Origin of the sequence: Pseudoalteromonas sp. SG44-5 (genome assembly GCF_014164175.1) — a bacterium.
GTDB classification, from domain to species: Bacteria; Pseudomonadota; Gammaproteobacteria; order Enterobacterales; family Alteromonadaceae; genus Pseudoalteromonas; species Pseudoalteromonas nigrifaciens.
On sequence record NZ_JACJES010000001.1, the window covers coordinates 96686 to 112467 of the forward strand.

General features: G+C 40.9%; 12 protein-coding genes, 2 tRNA genes and 1 pseudogene. 8 read left to right on the plus strand and 7 right to left on the minus strand.

Annotated features, from left to right (window positions below; translation table 11 throughout):
* The first annotated feature begins 38 nt into the window (after positions 1–38).
* The 4 genes and pseudogenes from H5079_RS00545 (at position 39) to H5079_RS00560 (ending at position 3819) form a co-directional block, all read left to right on the plus strand.
* Positions 39–114 (plus strand) — tRNA-Glu (locus H5079_RS00545).
* An 85-nt stretch (positions 115–199) separates the two neighbouring features.
* Positions 200–275 (plus strand) — tRNA-Glu (locus tag H5079_RS00550).
* Positions 276–559: 284 nt separating this feature from the next.
* Positions 560–3427, plus strand: a complete 2868-nt coding sequence (locus H5079_RS00555) for a pitrilysin family protein (protein ID WP_182683220.1) — start codon at positions 560–562, stop codon at positions 3425–3427.
* A 124-nt stretch (positions 3428–3551) separates the two neighbouring features.
* A pseudogene (locus tag H5079_RS00560) lies at positions 3552–3819 on the plus strand (DksA/TraR family C4-type zinc finger protein).
* Positions 3820–3873: 54 nt separating this feature from the next.
* On the opposite strand, the gene gloA reads toward H5079_RS00560, so the two are convergent.
* Positions 3874–4275 (minus strand): lactoylglutathione lyase, encoded by a 402-nt coding sequence (gene gloA, locus H5079_RS00565; protein ID WP_182683221.1) that lies wholly within the window; start codon positions 4273–4275, stop codon positions 3874–3876.
* 561 nt (positions 4276–4836) lie between these two features.
* Between gloA and H5079_RS18350 the strand changes: the two genes are divergently transcribed.
* Both H5079_RS18350 and fbaA read left to right on the plus strand, forming a co-directional pair.
* Positions 4837–4971 carry a hypothetical protein gene (locus tag H5079_RS18350; protein ID WP_259398034.1) on the plus strand — a complete coding sequence of 45 codons (135 nt, stop codon included), beginning with the start codon at positions 4837–4839 and terminating at the stop codon, positions 4969–4971.
* Positions 4972–5037: 66 nt separating this feature from the next.
* On the plus strand, positions 5038–6120 hold the full coding sequence (gene fbaA / locus H5079_RS00570) for a class II fructose-bisphosphate aldolase (RefSeq protein WP_182683222.1): 1083 nt from the start codon (positions 5038–5040) through the stop codon (positions 6118–6120).
* 232 nt (positions 6121–6352) lie between these two features.
* Here the strand turns inward: fbaA and H5079_RS00575 are convergent, their stop codons facing one another.
* Positions 6353–8260, minus strand: a complete 1908-nt coding sequence (locus H5079_RS00575) for an aminotransferase class V-fold PLP-dependent enzyme (RefSeq protein WP_182683223.1) — start codon at positions 8258–8260, stop codon at positions 6353–6355.
* A 523-nt stretch (positions 8261–8783) separates the two neighbouring features.
* Between H5079_RS00575 and H5079_RS00580 the strand changes: the two genes are divergently transcribed.
* The gene (locus H5079_RS00580; protein ID WP_182683224.1) at positions 8784–9020 is read left to right on the plus strand and encodes a hypothetical protein; all 237 of its coding nucleotides are present in this window, start codon (positions 8784–8786) and stop codon (positions 9018–9020) included.
* Positions 9017–9487 (plus strand): hypothetical protein, encoded by a 471-nt coding sequence (locus H5079_RS00585; protein ID WP_182683225.1) that lies wholly within the window; start codon positions 9017–9019, stop codon positions 9485–9487. Before H5079_RS00580 ends, H5079_RS00585 begins: the two co-directional genes overlap by 4 nt.
* 663 nt (positions 9488–10150) lie before the next feature.
* Here H5079_RS00585 and nth read toward each other — a convergent pair.
* The 5 genes from nth to rsxC are packed head-to-tail and all read right to left on the minus strand — an operon-like array spanning position 10151 to position 15782.
* On the minus strand, positions 10151–10786 hold the full coding sequence (gene nth / locus H5079_RS00590) for an endonuclease III (RefSeq protein ID WP_182683226.1): 636 nt from the start codon (positions 10784–10786) through the stop codon (positions 10151–10153).
* A gap of 40 nt (positions 10787–10826) precedes the next feature.
* On the minus strand, positions 10827–11525 hold the full coding sequence (locus H5079_RS00595) for an electron transport complex subunit E (protein ID WP_182683227.1): 699 nt from the start codon (positions 11523–11525) through the stop codon (positions 10827–10829).
* A complete protein-coding gene (gene rsxG, locus H5079_RS00600) occupies positions 11522–12163 on the minus strand; it encodes an electron transport complex subunit RsxG (protein WP_182683228.1) in 642 nt (213 codons plus the stop codon). Before rsxG ends, H5079_RS00595 begins: the two co-directional genes overlap by 4 nt.
* Entirely contained in the window at positions 12160–13218 is a 1059-nt protein-coding gene (gene rsxD, locus H5079_RS00605; protein ID WP_041454387.1) for an electron transport complex subunit RsxD, read from the minus strand. Before rsxD ends, rsxG begins: the two co-directional genes overlap by 4 nt.
* Complete coding sequence (gene rsxC, locus H5079_RS00610) at positions 13215–15782, minus strand: electron transport complex subunit RsxC (protein ID WP_182683229.1); 2568 nt, start codon at positions 15780–15782, stop codon at positions 13215–13217. The genes rsxD and rsxC overlap by 4 nt, the downstream gene beginning before the upstream one ends.

Consider the following 15782-nt stretch of genomic DNA (forward strand, 5'->3'; position numbering starts at 1 on the left):
AGAAATAGCAAATCAATGATTTGCAAACCAATTTCTGCGTCCCCATCGTCTAGAGGCCTAGGACACCGCCCTTTCACGGCGGTAACAGGGGTTCGAATCCCCTTGGGGACGCCACTTACTATTTATAGTAGGGTAGTGTTATTAAAAGCTCGTCTGAATCGAGTTAAACTATTCAGTTGTCCTAGTGACACATTTATGTGTCCCCATCGTCTAGAGGCCTAGGACACCGCCCTTTCACGGCGGTAACAGGGGTTCGAATCCCCTTGGGGACGCCACTTACTTATTTTAAGTATTGTATAAAGCAGTGTGATACCAGACGTTCTATTCATGACGTTATCAAGAACAATTATATCTTGTAAATGCCGCTTAATTTATTTAATAAGCTAGTGCAGTGTTATAAGAATAAAACTACAAATTTATACCCTCATTTCACACTTCATTTTTATATCTATCTATTTACACTTCGTTACAAAACCAATCTTACAATTGTTTCATATTCCTTGTTGTACTTTTAATTAGTCTTTAAACTCATTGAGTTAATTTAAATATGGACTAAAAAATGAAACTCACAAAAATCGCACTTGCTGTTTTACTTGCATCAGGGTTAGCTGCATGTAATAGCTCAACTCAAGCTGTTGATAAAAAGATTATTACAGAAGCATCAATCCCAGGCGTTACACTTATTGAATCAGTGAAATCAAACGCAGGTGAAATCAACATACCGTATAAAAAATATAAACTAGATAACGGTTTAACTGTAATTGTGCATGAGGATCATTCAGATCCCTTAGTACACGTTGATGTAACATACCACGTTGGTTCTGCTCGCGAAGAGTTGGGTAAGTCAGGCTTTGCTCACTTTTTTGAGCATATGATGTTTCAAGGCTCAGAAAACGTTGCTGATGAGGAACATTTTAAAATAATATCTGAAGCAGGCGGTACTTTAAATGGTACAACTAACTCAGATAGAACAAATTATTTTGAAACCGTACCTGTAAATCAATTAGAAAAAATGTTGTGGCTAGAAGCTGATCGAATGGGCTTTTTACTAGATGCTGTAACCCAAGAAAAATTTGAAGTACAACGCGAAACAGTAAAAAATGAGCGCGGCCAACGCGTTGATAATCGCCCTTATGGTCGTTTAGGTGAGCGTGTTGCTCAAGCAATGTATCCAGATGGGCATCCGTATTCTTGGCCTGTAATTGGTTTTATGGATGACCTTAACCGTGTAAATGTGAATGACTTAAAAGCATTCTTTTTAAAGTGGTATGGCCCTAATAATGCAACGCTTACCATTGGTGGCGACATCAACGCTAATGAAATACTACCACTGGTTACTAAATACTTTGCGCCAATTCCAAAAGGCCCTGCAATACCTAAAGTAGAAAAAACAGCGGTAACACTAAATGCTGATAGATATATTTCAATGGAAGATAAGGTTCACTTACCTTTATTAAGTATGAGTTTTCCAACGACTTACGCTCGCTCTGAAGATGAAGCACCGCTGGATATACTTGCAGAAATATTAGGTGGGGGGAACAATTCATTACTATACAAAAACCTAGTTAAAAACCAGCTTGCAGTTCAAGCAAGTGCAAACCATCCATGCCAAGAGTTAGCATGCTCAATTAGTCTTTATGCTTTACCTAATCCTACAGCAGGAAAAACGTTAGCTGATATGGAAAAAATTATTCGTGATTCATTTGTTGAATTTGAAGAGCGTGGTGTTACACAAGATGATTTAGATAAAGTAAAAGCTAAAATAGAATCGGGTGCAATTTTTGGTCTGCAAAGCGTATCAGGAAAAGTCTCTCAACTTGCCGCGTCAGAAACGTTTACAGGTAACCCAAACTCAGCTAAAGATGAGATTGCACGTTATAACAAAGTTACAAAAGCTGATGTTATGCGTGTTTTTAATCAATATATCAAAGGTAAATCTGCCGTTATTATGAGTGTTGTGCCAGAAGGGCAGACTCAACTTATAGCTGCCCCAGACAACTTTACTCCTAAAGCGCATGATTTTGGAGGGCCATCGACCACTTCAGCTGATGATTTAGTGGCACGAAGAGCAGTTGATACATTTGATCGAAGTGTTCATCCAGAGGCCGGTGCAAATCCTGCTGTGGATGTTCCTGCACTTTGGCAAGCTAATACTGCAAACGGTATTAAAATATTAGGTACTCAAAGCACCGAAACGCCAACGACTGCTATTTTTATTAAAGTTCCGGGTGGCTTGTATAATGAACAAGCGAGTAAAGTGGGTTTATCGTCAATGACTGCATCGCTAATGAGTGAGGCTACGCAAAACTACACCACAGAGCAAATGAGTAACGCGCTTGAAAAGTTGGGTAGTCAAGTAAGCATATACGCTGATAAAACACATACAAATGTATATGTTTCTAGCTTAACTAAAAATCTAGATGCAACATTAAAGCTTGTAGAAGAAAAGTTATTTAAACCGGCATTTAATGCAGATGACTTTGAGCGTAATAAAAAGCAAAGCATTCAAAACATCCAACATTCAATGAAAGATGCAGGTTATTTAGCCTCTAATACGTATAGCAAATTACTATACGGAAATAACATAGCTTCACTACCAAGTAGCGGTACTGTTGAAAGTATAGAAGCCATTACGCTCGATGATGTTAAAGCTTTTTATAATGCAAACTTTAAACCGCAGGGTGCCCAAGTTATTATTGTTTCTGATTTAAAAGAATCAACAATTGAACCTAAAATTAAAGCTGCCTTTACAAACTGGCAGGGCAAAGCTTCAAGCGTTGATTTAAATTTTGCTGAGCCAAAAGTACAAACAAATGTAATTTATTTAGTTGATAAGCCTGGCGCACCGCAATCAGAAATTCGTATTGGTAAGCGTGGCATGGTTGAAGATATTACCGGTGAGTTTTTTAAAGCTAACTTAATGAACTTTGCATTGGGTGGCACGTTTAACAGCCGTATCAATCTAAATTTACGCGAAGATAAAGGCTACACTTATGGTGCTCGCTCTCATTTTTGGGGTGATAAAACATCAGGTGGCTTTACAGCCTCTGCAGCGGTGAGAGCAGATTCTACTGCTGCGTCTATTACAGAGTTTACCAACGAGCTTAATAACTACGCTCAAAATGGTGTAACAGACCAAGAGCTTATGTTTATGCGCAAAGCTATTAACCAAAAAGATGCGCTTAAATACGAAACACCTAATGCAAAACTTGGCTTTTTAGCACAAATATTAGAGTTTGATTTAAAACCTAGCTTTGTAAAAGAAAGAAATGAAATTGTTAGTAATATTAGCAAAGAAGAAGTTAACGCCTTAGCTAAAAAACATTTAAACACTAAAGAGATGATTTATTTAGTTGTTGGTGATGCCAAAACCTTGCGCCCTGAGCTTGAAAAGTTAGGCATGCAGGTGATTGATTACAGTTTATAACTGTTAAAATTAATCGATTAAAAACAAAAAGCCGCTACAAGCGGCTTTTTTGTTCTATTCAGTGCCAATAAAGCTGTTAATAGCTATTATAAGTATAAACGTCCAACTCATTAGGAGGTTATATATGGCAAGTGGATGGGCACGAGAAGGTGCAGTTCAAGATCAAATAGACGCAAGTGTTAACGATGCTGTTCAGTACGCTCGCAGTAATTTGGCTTCAGGCTCAAGTGCTGAGTTGTGCGAAGAATGTGATGCTGCGATCCCTCAAGCACGTAGATTGGCGTTACCCGGTGTTCGTTATTGTGTTGCATGCCAGCAAGCAATTGAAGGCAAGAGCGCAACAGCAGGGGGCTTTTAATCGCCGAGGCAGTAAAGACAGTCAACTGCGCTAAAAAAAGGTGCTAAAAGCACCTTTTTAATTTAAAAATATTTGTTTAGATACAAATTTAAAAACGACTCATATCTTCTTTTTTCTGAATAAGCTCAATTGCATAGCCATCGGGGTCTTTTACAAAAGCAATTTCAGTGCTGCCGCCTTTTACCGGGCCAGGTTCACGACTAACATTGCCACCGGCTGCTTTAATATCGGCGCAGGTTTGGTAAATATCGTCAAACTCAATGGCTATATGGCCATAAGCATTGCCTAAGTCGTAACTGTCTTGATCCCAGTTATAGGTTAGCTCTAATACCGTATTGTCTTTTTCGTCTCCGTAACCAACAAAGGCTAAGGTATAACGATATTCTTCGTTATCTGCACGGCGTAACTCTTTCATCCCAAGTACTTTGGTATAAAATTCGATTGATTTTTCTAAATCAGCAACACGTAACATAGTGTGTAATAAACGCATTTAAGCACCCTTGGATTGTCTTTAAATTTAAAAAATACTGTTACAACATGACGAAGGCTGCGCAAAATAGCGCTTATTATAAAAGTAAGCTAAAACTCATTTTTATAATATATCGCATGTTTGCTTAGCAGCTACTTTGGCCATACACAGAGTAAAACACTGCAATTTGAGACTCAAAATATAATTGTGTATTCAGCGCAGGCCAGAAAATATAACAGTAGTAAGTCTTGATGCACATTCTATGGTTTTCATATAGATTTGCAATACATCTAGGTTGCACAACCTCTTAAACAATTTCACTATGGCATTTATTTAGCGTGCAGAATCTAATTGCTCTGTTTCTACTAAGGCGCAAGCTTAGTTGAGGTATTAAAAGCAATAAAAACACCAGCCGAAGCGTAAAGTAGGTACAGGTACAGTCATAAATACAGCTATACTAGAGCAAGTATGTGCAGTGGGTACCGATTTAATAGGTACAACTGCTACGTAACCAAAATCACTCAGCGAACTTGTTAACTGTAATGTGCCAGTATTGCCCGGTGTTTTTAATACCGTGATATTATGGCGTTAAAATACGGCTTTGATGAGAAAAAATATTTTCCGCCATCTTTGTGTGATGGTATTGATTTTTTATCGGCTGTATTTTTTGCTCTGTTAGTTTTTGCCGTAACAGGCGTTGCTAAAAAGGGTGAGTAGAGCAACAAAACTGGCGAGCAATTACAGATGCTTGTATAAAAGCTTTAAAACAGTAAGGAACCTATAATGAATTATTTAGCTACAACTATTCAACCCGGCGTTATAGTTGGCGATGAAGTAAGTGCGGTATATAAGCATGCCCGAACAAATCAATATGCATTACCTGCAGTTAACGTTGTTAGTACCTCGTCTATAAATGCAACTCTTGAAGCCGCGCAAACAATGAAGTCACCGGTTATCATTCAACTTTCAAATGGTGGAGCGCAGTTTTTTTGTGGTAAGGGCTTGTCGCTACCTGAACACCAAGGGGCTGTACTTGGCGCGGTTAGTGCTGCTAAGTATGTTCACTCTGTTGCTAAGCATTATGGTGTAGCGGTTATGCTGCATACCGATCATGCTTCAAAAAAATTATTACCGTGGATTGATGGTTTATTAAATGAAGGCGAGCAGCATTTTGCACTTACTGGCAAGCCGCTTTTTAGTTCGCACATGATCGATCTTTCAGAAGACTCTTTAGAAGAAAATATTGAAATATGTGAACGTTACTTAGCGCGCATGGCAAAAATAGGCATGACCCTAGAAATTGAACTAGGATGTACCGGTGGTGAAGAAGACGGGGTGGATAACTCACATCTCGATAGCTCTGCGCTTTATACCCAGCCAGAAGATGTAGCTTACGCTTACGAGCGCTTAAGTCGTATTAGTCCAAACTTTATTATAGCGGCGTCATTTGGCAATGTTCATGGGGTATATAAACCGGGTAATGTTGTGCTTACTCCTACTATATTAAAAGACTCACAGGCCTATGTAGCAAAACAATTTGGCTTAGAGCATAACGCAATCAATTTTGTGTTTCATGGCGGTAGTGGCTCTGAGTACGATAAAATTGCAGAGTCGTTAACATACGGCGTAGTAAAAATGAATATCGATACAGATACGCAGTGGGCGTGTTGGAACGGTATTTTAAACTATTACCAAGACAAACAAGCGTATTTACAAGGGCAAATTGGTAACCCAGAAGGGGACGACAAGCCTAATAAAAAATACTATGATCCTCGCGTATGGCTTCGTCATACAGAGCAGCATATGGCCGCAAGACTAGAGCAATGTTTTAACGATTTAAATTGTGTAAATCGGTACAGCTCATAAAAATAGCTTGTTAGTAAGCTAAGGTAAGTTACTCGGTATGTTAGGCTCAACAGATCTGTTGAGCCTTTTAATACTAATAACACCGTTTTCTATGGCTAAGCTATTTATTCGTTAAATAAAATACAGCTAAACATTAAAATAGTAATTCAAAAATTAACTCAATAACGCTTTATACAGCAGCAATGCCTAGCGACACAGCTGCTCAGTAAAAAGACTATGACCAAAAGACGCCTTACTTCTTAACCTTGCCTTTAAGAACATAGATCTCGCCATCGAAGCTTCCCTGAATCGTCAATCCTTGTCCCGCTAACTCTTTCAGATACTCTATATGATCTTCAGTTATATGCTGCCCCGGAACCAACAGTGGGATGCCCGGTGGATATGGCGTAACTAAACCGGCACAAATGCGGTTGTTGCTTTTACTAATAGGCACAGATTCGCGCTCGCCATAAAAAGCATCGCTTGGAATACACGCTAGGTTGATGGCAGGCAAATTTTCCGGCAAGCGGGAGCGACGCGTCGATGTTGACAGTTTTACCTTACCGCTGTCGAGTTTTTTTAATGCATTGTACAGACGAATGATCTTCGAACGCGTACCTCCAAGCGTCAGTAAAACCAAGATAGTGCTGTGAGTGTATTTTTCTATTTCTAGCCCAATTTCATCCAGCAAGAATTTATGAATATCTTTTAACGAATAAGGCAATTGACTAATATCGATGAGAATTTTTAGTGGATCATGGCCCATATTGTCTCCGCTAAAGTGCGGAAATATTTCCATAAAGTCTTGCTTACCAAGCACTTTAATATGGTTGAGCGAGGTCATTTGTTGTTTAAATTCTTCCACATGTTTTAGCAAGGCATTGAGCAGCTTATAGCCTTCCATTTCTAATTGCTTTTGGCACACGTCAAGCGACGCTATAAGTTGATACTTCGGCGATGTGCTGGCGTAAATACTGTAAATTTCTCGAAAGAAATCGGCATCAAAATCTGGATCGTTAATATGAATATAAGACGCTTGAGAAAACGCCGATACCACTTTATGCGCAGAATGGGTGATATAGTCGGCCCCAGCATGAATGGCAGAATAATAGCGTAAGCTGGGATGAAAAAGGGAGTAAGCAAACCACGCTTCGTCGATAAACACTTTAATACCATGTTGATGGGCAAAAGCTACCACTTGTTTCAGATCGCTAAGTAGGCCATCGTAAGTGCAACCAGTGAGAACCAGCAATTTTGCATCGGTATTTTGCTCGATCGCCTGCTTTATGTCGGCCAACGAAGGTGGTGCGAAGATCCCATATTTAGGATTTAAAATACTCGATAAATAAATGGGAAAACTAGCTGATTGCAATATGCCATAGTGCACAGATTTATGACAGTTTCGGTCGATGATTACTTTATCGCCCTTGCGTAGCAGTGTCTGCAAAATGATTTTATTTGAGGTAGATGAACCGTTCGTAACGAAATAGGTATGCTTAACTTCAAACGTCGCCGCTGCTGATTCTTGAGCACGGCCAATGGTATTGGTACTGTCTGACAATGAACCTAACGAATCGACTGAAACCGACAGGTCGCCAACAAATACATTACGGCCATAAAACTGATAAAAATCTTTGATATAAGGGGAGTTTCTAAAGCTAGAACCGCCGCTATGGCCAGGTGTGTGCCATGAATCGTTTGCTTCGCCAACATAACGGCGATATGCCGTCCAGAATGGGGTTTCTCCTCGATCATCGAAGTCATTGATCATATAACCTAAAATAGCTTCTGGGTCAGAAATCACCTCATCTTTAAAAAAGAAAGACTCAATTTCCCCCGACTCATTAACTATTTCTAACCCTTTAGTGTCGTCGCCGATTACATACACAGGCAACTCGATACGGATCCCTTTTAACTGCTCGATAAAGCGACTATATGTTCTCTCGCCCTTGTTGTGTACATCCCAACTGAGAACCACAGCTTGAATATCACCATCTTCCTCTACATATTCCAACGCTTGCTTGAGATCAAGACATTCAATTATGTCGATATGAACATCATTTCGCTCAAAGTTAGGGATCGTTTTCGACAGATTCGTTGAAAGCTCTTGCAAGATGATAGGGTCTTGCTCAATTAACAAGATACGAAGTAAAGGTAACATAGGCGTTTTCGCAATAAAATTTCATAATGTTTAGTAGCATAACCAAAGGATTGATACTTGTGAAATTAATAGTTTGAAAATGCGCCAATAATTACGCAAAATCACGAATAAATAGATTTTATTTAAATTGACTTACAAGGTATGAAAAATCAAAGGTGCCAAAGTCAGCCACCTACTTTAAAAAACAAAAAGTAATACTGGAATGCGCATTAATTATTGAGTTGAAGTAGCTCATATCTGACTTACAGCTGTGAGCGAGAAGCAGTCATTCAGACTGGGAAATATAAGAGTTAGTTAATTGGTTAAACTACTCTTTGCGCATATATTGAAGAAAATGAGCGGCGCGTGCATATTATTTCATTTAACTCTACCTAAAAGTTTTAGAAAACTTAGTGATAGTAATACCTTAGGTTATTTGTTAAAACTACATTATGTAGAAAAATGAGCGTAGCGTCGGCAGAAATATAAGCGATGAGCGCACTATTAAATTGTTACACGTACAGGGAATATCGAGGTACATATCATGATCAAAACAACACATATATCAATCCAATGTCCAGAATGTGGCCATACTGAATTTGAGCAACCAGATAATGTGCAAGATGATGACTTCGTAAAGTGTGATGGTTGCGGATTTCAGATTATGCTTGCAGACTTAAAAGAAGTCGGTGTTGAGCAAGCAAAAGAAACCGTGATACCTGAAGCAAAGAAAGAAATTGAAAAAATGCTTAAAAAAGCATTTAAAGGCCGCTTGAAATGAGCAAGTATGAAATTCTAAGCTTATTTATCTCGATTTTAGCTGTCGTTGTTTCAGCTGTTTCTCTTGTCAGAACCAGAAAAATAGCCAAAGAACAGCTTGAACTGGAAAAAGTTACAGCAGAATTATCTCGATTACAAATTGATTCTCTCAACGAAGAAAAGTCTAATAAGGAAAAGCCAAGCTTCAATGTCACACTGACCAAGCTAGGAAAATCATATAATTTCTATATCTCCAACACAGGTCAAGGTAGTGCATATAACGTAAACTTCGAGTTAGTTGATTGCGAAGATAGCCCTCTTTGTAGTGACGTTATAGACAAGTTTCCACATCCTGAAATGAAGCCAAACTCACGAGTTAAACTAATTGCTGCAATACACATGGGTAGCCCTCTGAAATATCAAGTAAGGCTTTCTTGGCAAAATAAAGAAGGTGAGAACTTCAATGAAATCCATTGGGTCACCATGTAATGTACGTGTAACAAGCGCTTCCAGTCTGACGCCAAAACCTCCGCGTTTTGTGTTACTCGCTGCGCTCAAACATTAACACTCCGGCTTTGGCGCAGCTGAAGCGGGCGTTCGTTTTCTAGGGAAGATATGAGTAACGATTTCACCTTAAAAGGTATTCTTTTAGAAAAACTTAATCGATTTTTAAATCCTAATTTCGATACAAGCGAATGGGGTCAAATCTTGACTTCACACATTAAGAATCTTCAATGTCCATTCATGGCACTTTCCAGCCATCCGACAATATAAAATGCTGATAATAATAATTGGCAAGATATTTTACTGTGTCGGATGGCGCTTCGCTTATCCGACCTACATCCGGTACTTTTTTAGGTAATCGATAACACATAACGCTAATGTTAACTGGCACTGCCTTTTTTCGTTGGGTTTCGCTGCGCTCAAACCAACGTCAAAAGGTAGGTTGGTTAAGCCGAAGGCGCCACCCAACAAAGTTTCAGATTCACGCCTTGAAGGCCCGGAAATGGTGCATATGGGACTGTCAGATTTGATCGAGCCCTATTAGTTGGATTTGACAGATCAAGTAAGACTTATTCATCTAAGCAATCCAAAAAATTAGACAAAAGTGCTCCTCACTGTAAATAAATCAAGCAGCTATTTAGCTGCTTTTTATTCTTCGGTCTTTTCTTTAAACTCACATAAATCTTCGATGATACAACTGCCACACTTAGGTTTGCGCGCCACACAGGTATAACGCCCGTGCAGTATTAGCCAGTGGTGTACATCGACCTTAAATTCTTTAGGCACTACTTTTTCAAGCTTTTGCTCAACGGCTACAACATCTTTACCCATGGCGAGTTTAGTACGGTTAGAAACACGAAATATATGCGTGTCTACTGCGATTACAGGCCAGCCAAAGGCTGTATTGAGTACAACATTAGCGGTTTTACGGCCAACGCCTGGTAGGGCTTCTAGGGCTTCTCGGTTTTCGGGAACTATGCTGTTGTGTTCATCCACCAAAATTTGGCACATTTTGTAAACGTTTGCCGCTTTAGAATTAAATAAGCCGATGGTTTTTATATAATCTCGCAGTTTATCGTGGCCTAAATCTAAAATGGCTTGTGGTGTGTTAGCCACAGGGAACAACTTTCGAGTGGCTTTGTTAACGCCTACATCGGTTGCTTGCGCTGATAGCGTAACAGCAACAAGTAACTCAAACGGGCTTGAGTATTCAAGCTCGGTTTCTGGGTGCGGGTTATCGTCGCGTAAGCGAGTAAGAATTTGGTGGCGTTTTTCTTTATTCATATTACTTAAGCGCACACCTTATTAATGTGCGCTTTTCCTATTAAGTTAAGCTAGTAACACGAGCACGAGGGCCTTTTTCAGCCTCTGGCGGTGCAATTTGCTTTGATTTTATTTGTGCGTCAATTACATTTTTAGCGGCAATAAGTAGCCCAAGACCTAAAAAGGCACCCGGTGGTAAAATTGCGAGTAAAAATTGATTATCAAAGCTAAATACTTCAATGCGTAAGCTTTGTGCCCAAGGGCCAAGTAACAAGTCGGCGGCATCAAATAAAGTGCCTTGCCCAATTAGCTCGCGCATTGCGCCTAAAACAACAAGCACAATCATAAAGCCCAAACCCATCATTAGCCCATCAAACGCCGATAAGTGAACTGGGTTTTTAGACGCGTATGCTTCAGCGCGACCAATAATGGCGCAGTTAGTAACAATTAACGGAATAAAAATACCTAACGACTGATAAAGCCCATAGGTATAAGCGTTCATTAATAGCTGCACTATAGTTACAAAGCCGGCAATAATCATGACAAATACCGGTATACGAATATCTTTAGGTACCCAGTTTCGCACTATTGATACACTAATGTTAGAACCCACTAAAACAAGCAGTGTAGCCAGCCCTAAGCCAAGTGCGTTAGTAATGGTAGACGTAACAGCAAGCAGTGGGCAAAGGCCTAATAGCTGTACTAGGGCAGGGTTGTTGACCCACATACCGTCTTTATATAGTGTTTTTAATTCACTCATTTAGTTACCTCTACACATTGGGCATTAGGTGCTGCAAAAATAGTATCAAATTCACTTTGAGCAAATAATACGGCATTTTTTACCGAGCCAACCACAGCGCGAGGTGTAATAGTTGCACCGGTAAATTGATCAAACTGGCCACCGTCTTTTTTAACCGCCCAACGTGCATCGCTACTGCTTTGTACAGTTAACGTTTTAAAGCTAGTGATCCACGGTGATTTTTTAACTTCTACTTTATCGCCTAGGCCTGGAGTTTCTTCGTGCTTAGTGGTACGCACACCGGCAATACTACCATCACTTAAAACCGCGGTTAGTAAGTTAATATCACCACTGTAACCACTTGGCGTTACGTGCCTTACAATAAGGGCTACAGGTTCATTGTTTTTACGGGCACGGTAAACTATTTGATTAGCGTAAGGGCCTAGTCGTTCATCTGAAATAATAACGCAATCTGTTGTTAGCTCGTTGTCGTAAGTACTCGGGTCGAGCACTTCTTGTAATTGTGAAGTAAGGTGCAATAGCTCTTGCTCTGCTATTTTATCGGCGGTAAGCATATTAATAGAGGCAACCAGCCCTGTAGTCACTAATGCAAAAGCAGTTAAAATAGCGCCGTTTTTAGCCATAGAGGATAGTATCATTTTGCTGCTCCGTGGCCATAAGTGCGCGGCTGTGTGTAGTAGTCAATTAAGGGAACAGCAATATTGAGCAGTAATACACTAAAAGCAACAGCATCAGGGAAGCCACCAAAGGTGCGAATTAAATACACTAATAAGCCAATAGCTGCGCCATAAATTAAGCGCCCTTTATTGGTGGTGGCAGCCGACACCGGATCGGTAGCAATAAAAAATGCAGCCATCATAGTGGCACCACTTAATAGATGAAATATTATGCCAGGCTCTGTACCGGGCGCTGCTATATAACCTATGCCACTGCACAGCGCTAAGCTTGCAATAAAACTTACTGGGATATGCCAGTTAATTATTTTTTCTTTTAAAAGGTATAAACCACCGGCTAAAAAGCCTAAGTTAACCCACACCCATCCATGTCCAGCCCACTCATTAAATATCGGCTTTTGCATGCTTTCGGTTACGGTTAAACCATGGGCAATATCTGTTTTAATAGTGTCCAGTGGGGTTGCCATAGTAATGCCATCTATACCTGCACGTACTTGATCTAAACTAAAACCGGTGGCAGTAAAGTCGGTAAAAACAACCCTAAGCTGCTCGGTAAAACCAATCGGAGTATTTAATAACTCGGTAATTGGCATCCACGCGGTCATTTGTACCGGAAACGAAATTAATAATAATACATAAGCGGCCATAGCAGGGTTAAATAAATTAAACCCTAAACCACCATAGAGCTGCTTAACTATAACGATGGCAAATAAACAGCCAATAATAACTATCCACCAAGGGGCTAATGGCGGAATGCTCAATGCAAGTAGTACTGCGCTAAGCCACGCGCTGCCATCACTTAACGCAGGCCAAACGGGGCGTTTGCGAAGTAGCATTACTGCAGCTTCAAATACACTTACAGCAATCAGCGCTAATATGAGCTGAATAAGCACACCTGTACCAAAAAAGATGATCTGAGCAATTAGCCCAGGAATACACGCAGCAATAACGCAAAGCATTAATCGGGTTAACGATTTATGGCTATGGCTGTGAGGCGAACTGGCCATGGTTAATTTCACGACTGATCATTTCCTTCTTTTTGAGACTTTTTGGCTTTTGCTCGAGCAATAGCAGCAGCTACTGCGGCTTTTTTCTTGTCATCGTTCGCTTTAGGCTCGTCGGCTTTAGTACTAGATGCGGCGTCGTTATTCTCAACAGCGCTCGTTACTTGCGCATCATCAGTTGTACTTTCAGCATCGGCTAATGCTTTTGCGGCCTTTTTCGCTTTGGCGCGAGCAATGGCTGCGGCTACAGCGGCTTTTTTGTCATCAACGGGTGCATCGTTTTGTGGTGTATCGTCTGTTGTATTGTCAGCGTCTGCTAATGCTTTCGCTGCCTTTTTCGCTTTGGCGCGAGCAATGGCTGCGGCTACAGCAGCTTTTTTGTCATCAACGGGTGCATCGTTTTGCGGTGCATCGTCTGTTGTACTTTCAGCATCGGCTAATGCTTTCGCGGCCTTTTTCGCTTTGGCGCGAGCAATGGCAGCGGCTACAGCAGCTTTTTTGTCATCAACGGGGGCCTCGTTTTGCGGTGCATCGTCAGTTGTACTTTCAGCAGTTGTACTTTCAGCAGTTGTACTTTCAGCGTCTGCTAATTGCGCGGCCTTTTTAGCTTTAGCGCGAGCTATGGCAGCGGCTACAGCAGCTTTTTTGTCATCAACGGGGGCCTCGTTTTGCAGCGCATCGTCAGTTGTACTTTCAGCGTTTGCTAGTTGTGCGGCCTTTTTAGCTTTAGCGCGAGCAATGGCTGCGGCTACAGCAGCTTTTTTGTCATCAACGGGGGCCTCGTTTTGCGGTGCATCGTCAGTTGTACTTTCAGCGTTTGCTAGTTGTGCGGCCTTTTTAGCTTTAGCGCGAGCTATGGCTGCGGCTACAGCTGATTTTTTATCATCAGGGCTTGCTGGCTCATCACTTTGTGCTTTTTGCTCTTTATATTGTCGAGCTTGTTCTTTACGCAATGCGCGTTCTTTTGCTACTTCGCTATTATCAGGTTCAAGTGCATCGCCTTGTTGCTTTTTAGCTTTAGCACGGGCAATAGCAGCGGCTACGGCTGATTTTTCATCGCTATTAGCTGATTTACTTTTAACTCTTGCTAAAGCATCGGCTACTTTTTGTTTTTCGTCTGGTGTTTTAACTGCAGGCTTACGTTTATGGCGATTTTGTCGCTCAGCTTGTTCGCGATCAAGGCGCTCTTTTCGCGCATCAAAACGCTCTTTAGCACGATCTGCTTTAATTTTTTCTGCCTGCTGCTCTTTTATTTCTACCTTGGCTACCCGGTAGTACTGCACTAGCGGTATTTCACTTGGGCAAACGTAGGCACACGCGCCGCATTCTATGCAGTCAAACAAATTGTGTTCTTGTAGTTTGTCGTATTCTTTTGACTTAGCAAACCATTGTAATTGCTGAGGTAATAAAGAAGCAGGGCAAGCATCCGCACAGGCACTACAGCGTATACAGGCTTTTTCTGGGCCGGGCTCTGCAAGCTCTTTATGATCGGGCGCGAGTATACAGTTAGTGGTTTTTACCACGCCAATACGAATTGTTGGTAGGGTAAAGCCCATCATTGGGCCGCCCATAATTACTTGTTGCTGTGGTACAGGCGAAAAACCTTGGCAATCGAGCAAGTGCTTTATTTCGCTGCCTAATAAAGCCCATACATTTCCGGGTTTATGAATAGTATTACCCGTTACTGTGACTACGCGCTCAATTAAGGGTTTACCTTCATAAACAGCTTGTTGTATAGCAAATAAAGTACCGGTGTTATGTACCAGTATACCAACATCTGCCGGAATGCCATTATTAGGTACTTCGCGATTAGTAAGCAGTTTAATAAGCTGTTTTTCGCCACCAGAGGGATAAATAGTGGGCACTTTTTGCACCAATATTAAGCTATTATGCTCCGCTGCTTGTATCATTGCAGCAATTGCTTCTGGCTTGTTGTCCTCTATACCCACAATGCATAACGTAGGATTGAGCAGTTGTTGCATTAGCTCAATACCTTGCACTATTTGCTTGGCATGCTCGCGCATTAGCATGTCATCAGCTGTTATATAAGGTTCGCACTCAACCGCATTAATAATTAAAAACTCGATAGGTTGCTTAGTATCGGCTTTAACATAAGTTGGAAAACCAGCGCCTCCCATACCACTAATGCCCGCTTGATGAATAATATTAACAAGTTCATCGTGGCTTAGCGTTGCTGGGTTTTTAATTGGGTTAAGCTCGCACCATAAATCTTTACCATCGGGCTCAATTATTACACTAAGTTCAGGTAGGGCCGAAGGGTGCGCCGAAGGCATTAACTTTATGTCGGCTATTGTGCCTGAGGTTGGCGCATGCATAGGCACCGACCAGTTAGCTTTAGGTATGGTTAAAGCTTGGCCTTTTAAAACGTGCTGACCTTTCTCAACAATAAGTTTACCGTTAGCACCTATGTGTTGTTTAAGTGCAACTACGAGTTTGTCGGGTAATGGCAAGCGAGTAATACTGGCACTATTAGAGAGTGATTTTTGTTGTGGTGGGTGAACGCCGCCAGGGAATGGCCAAACGACCCCTTTTTTTATTTGTTCAAGTAACTTATCCAC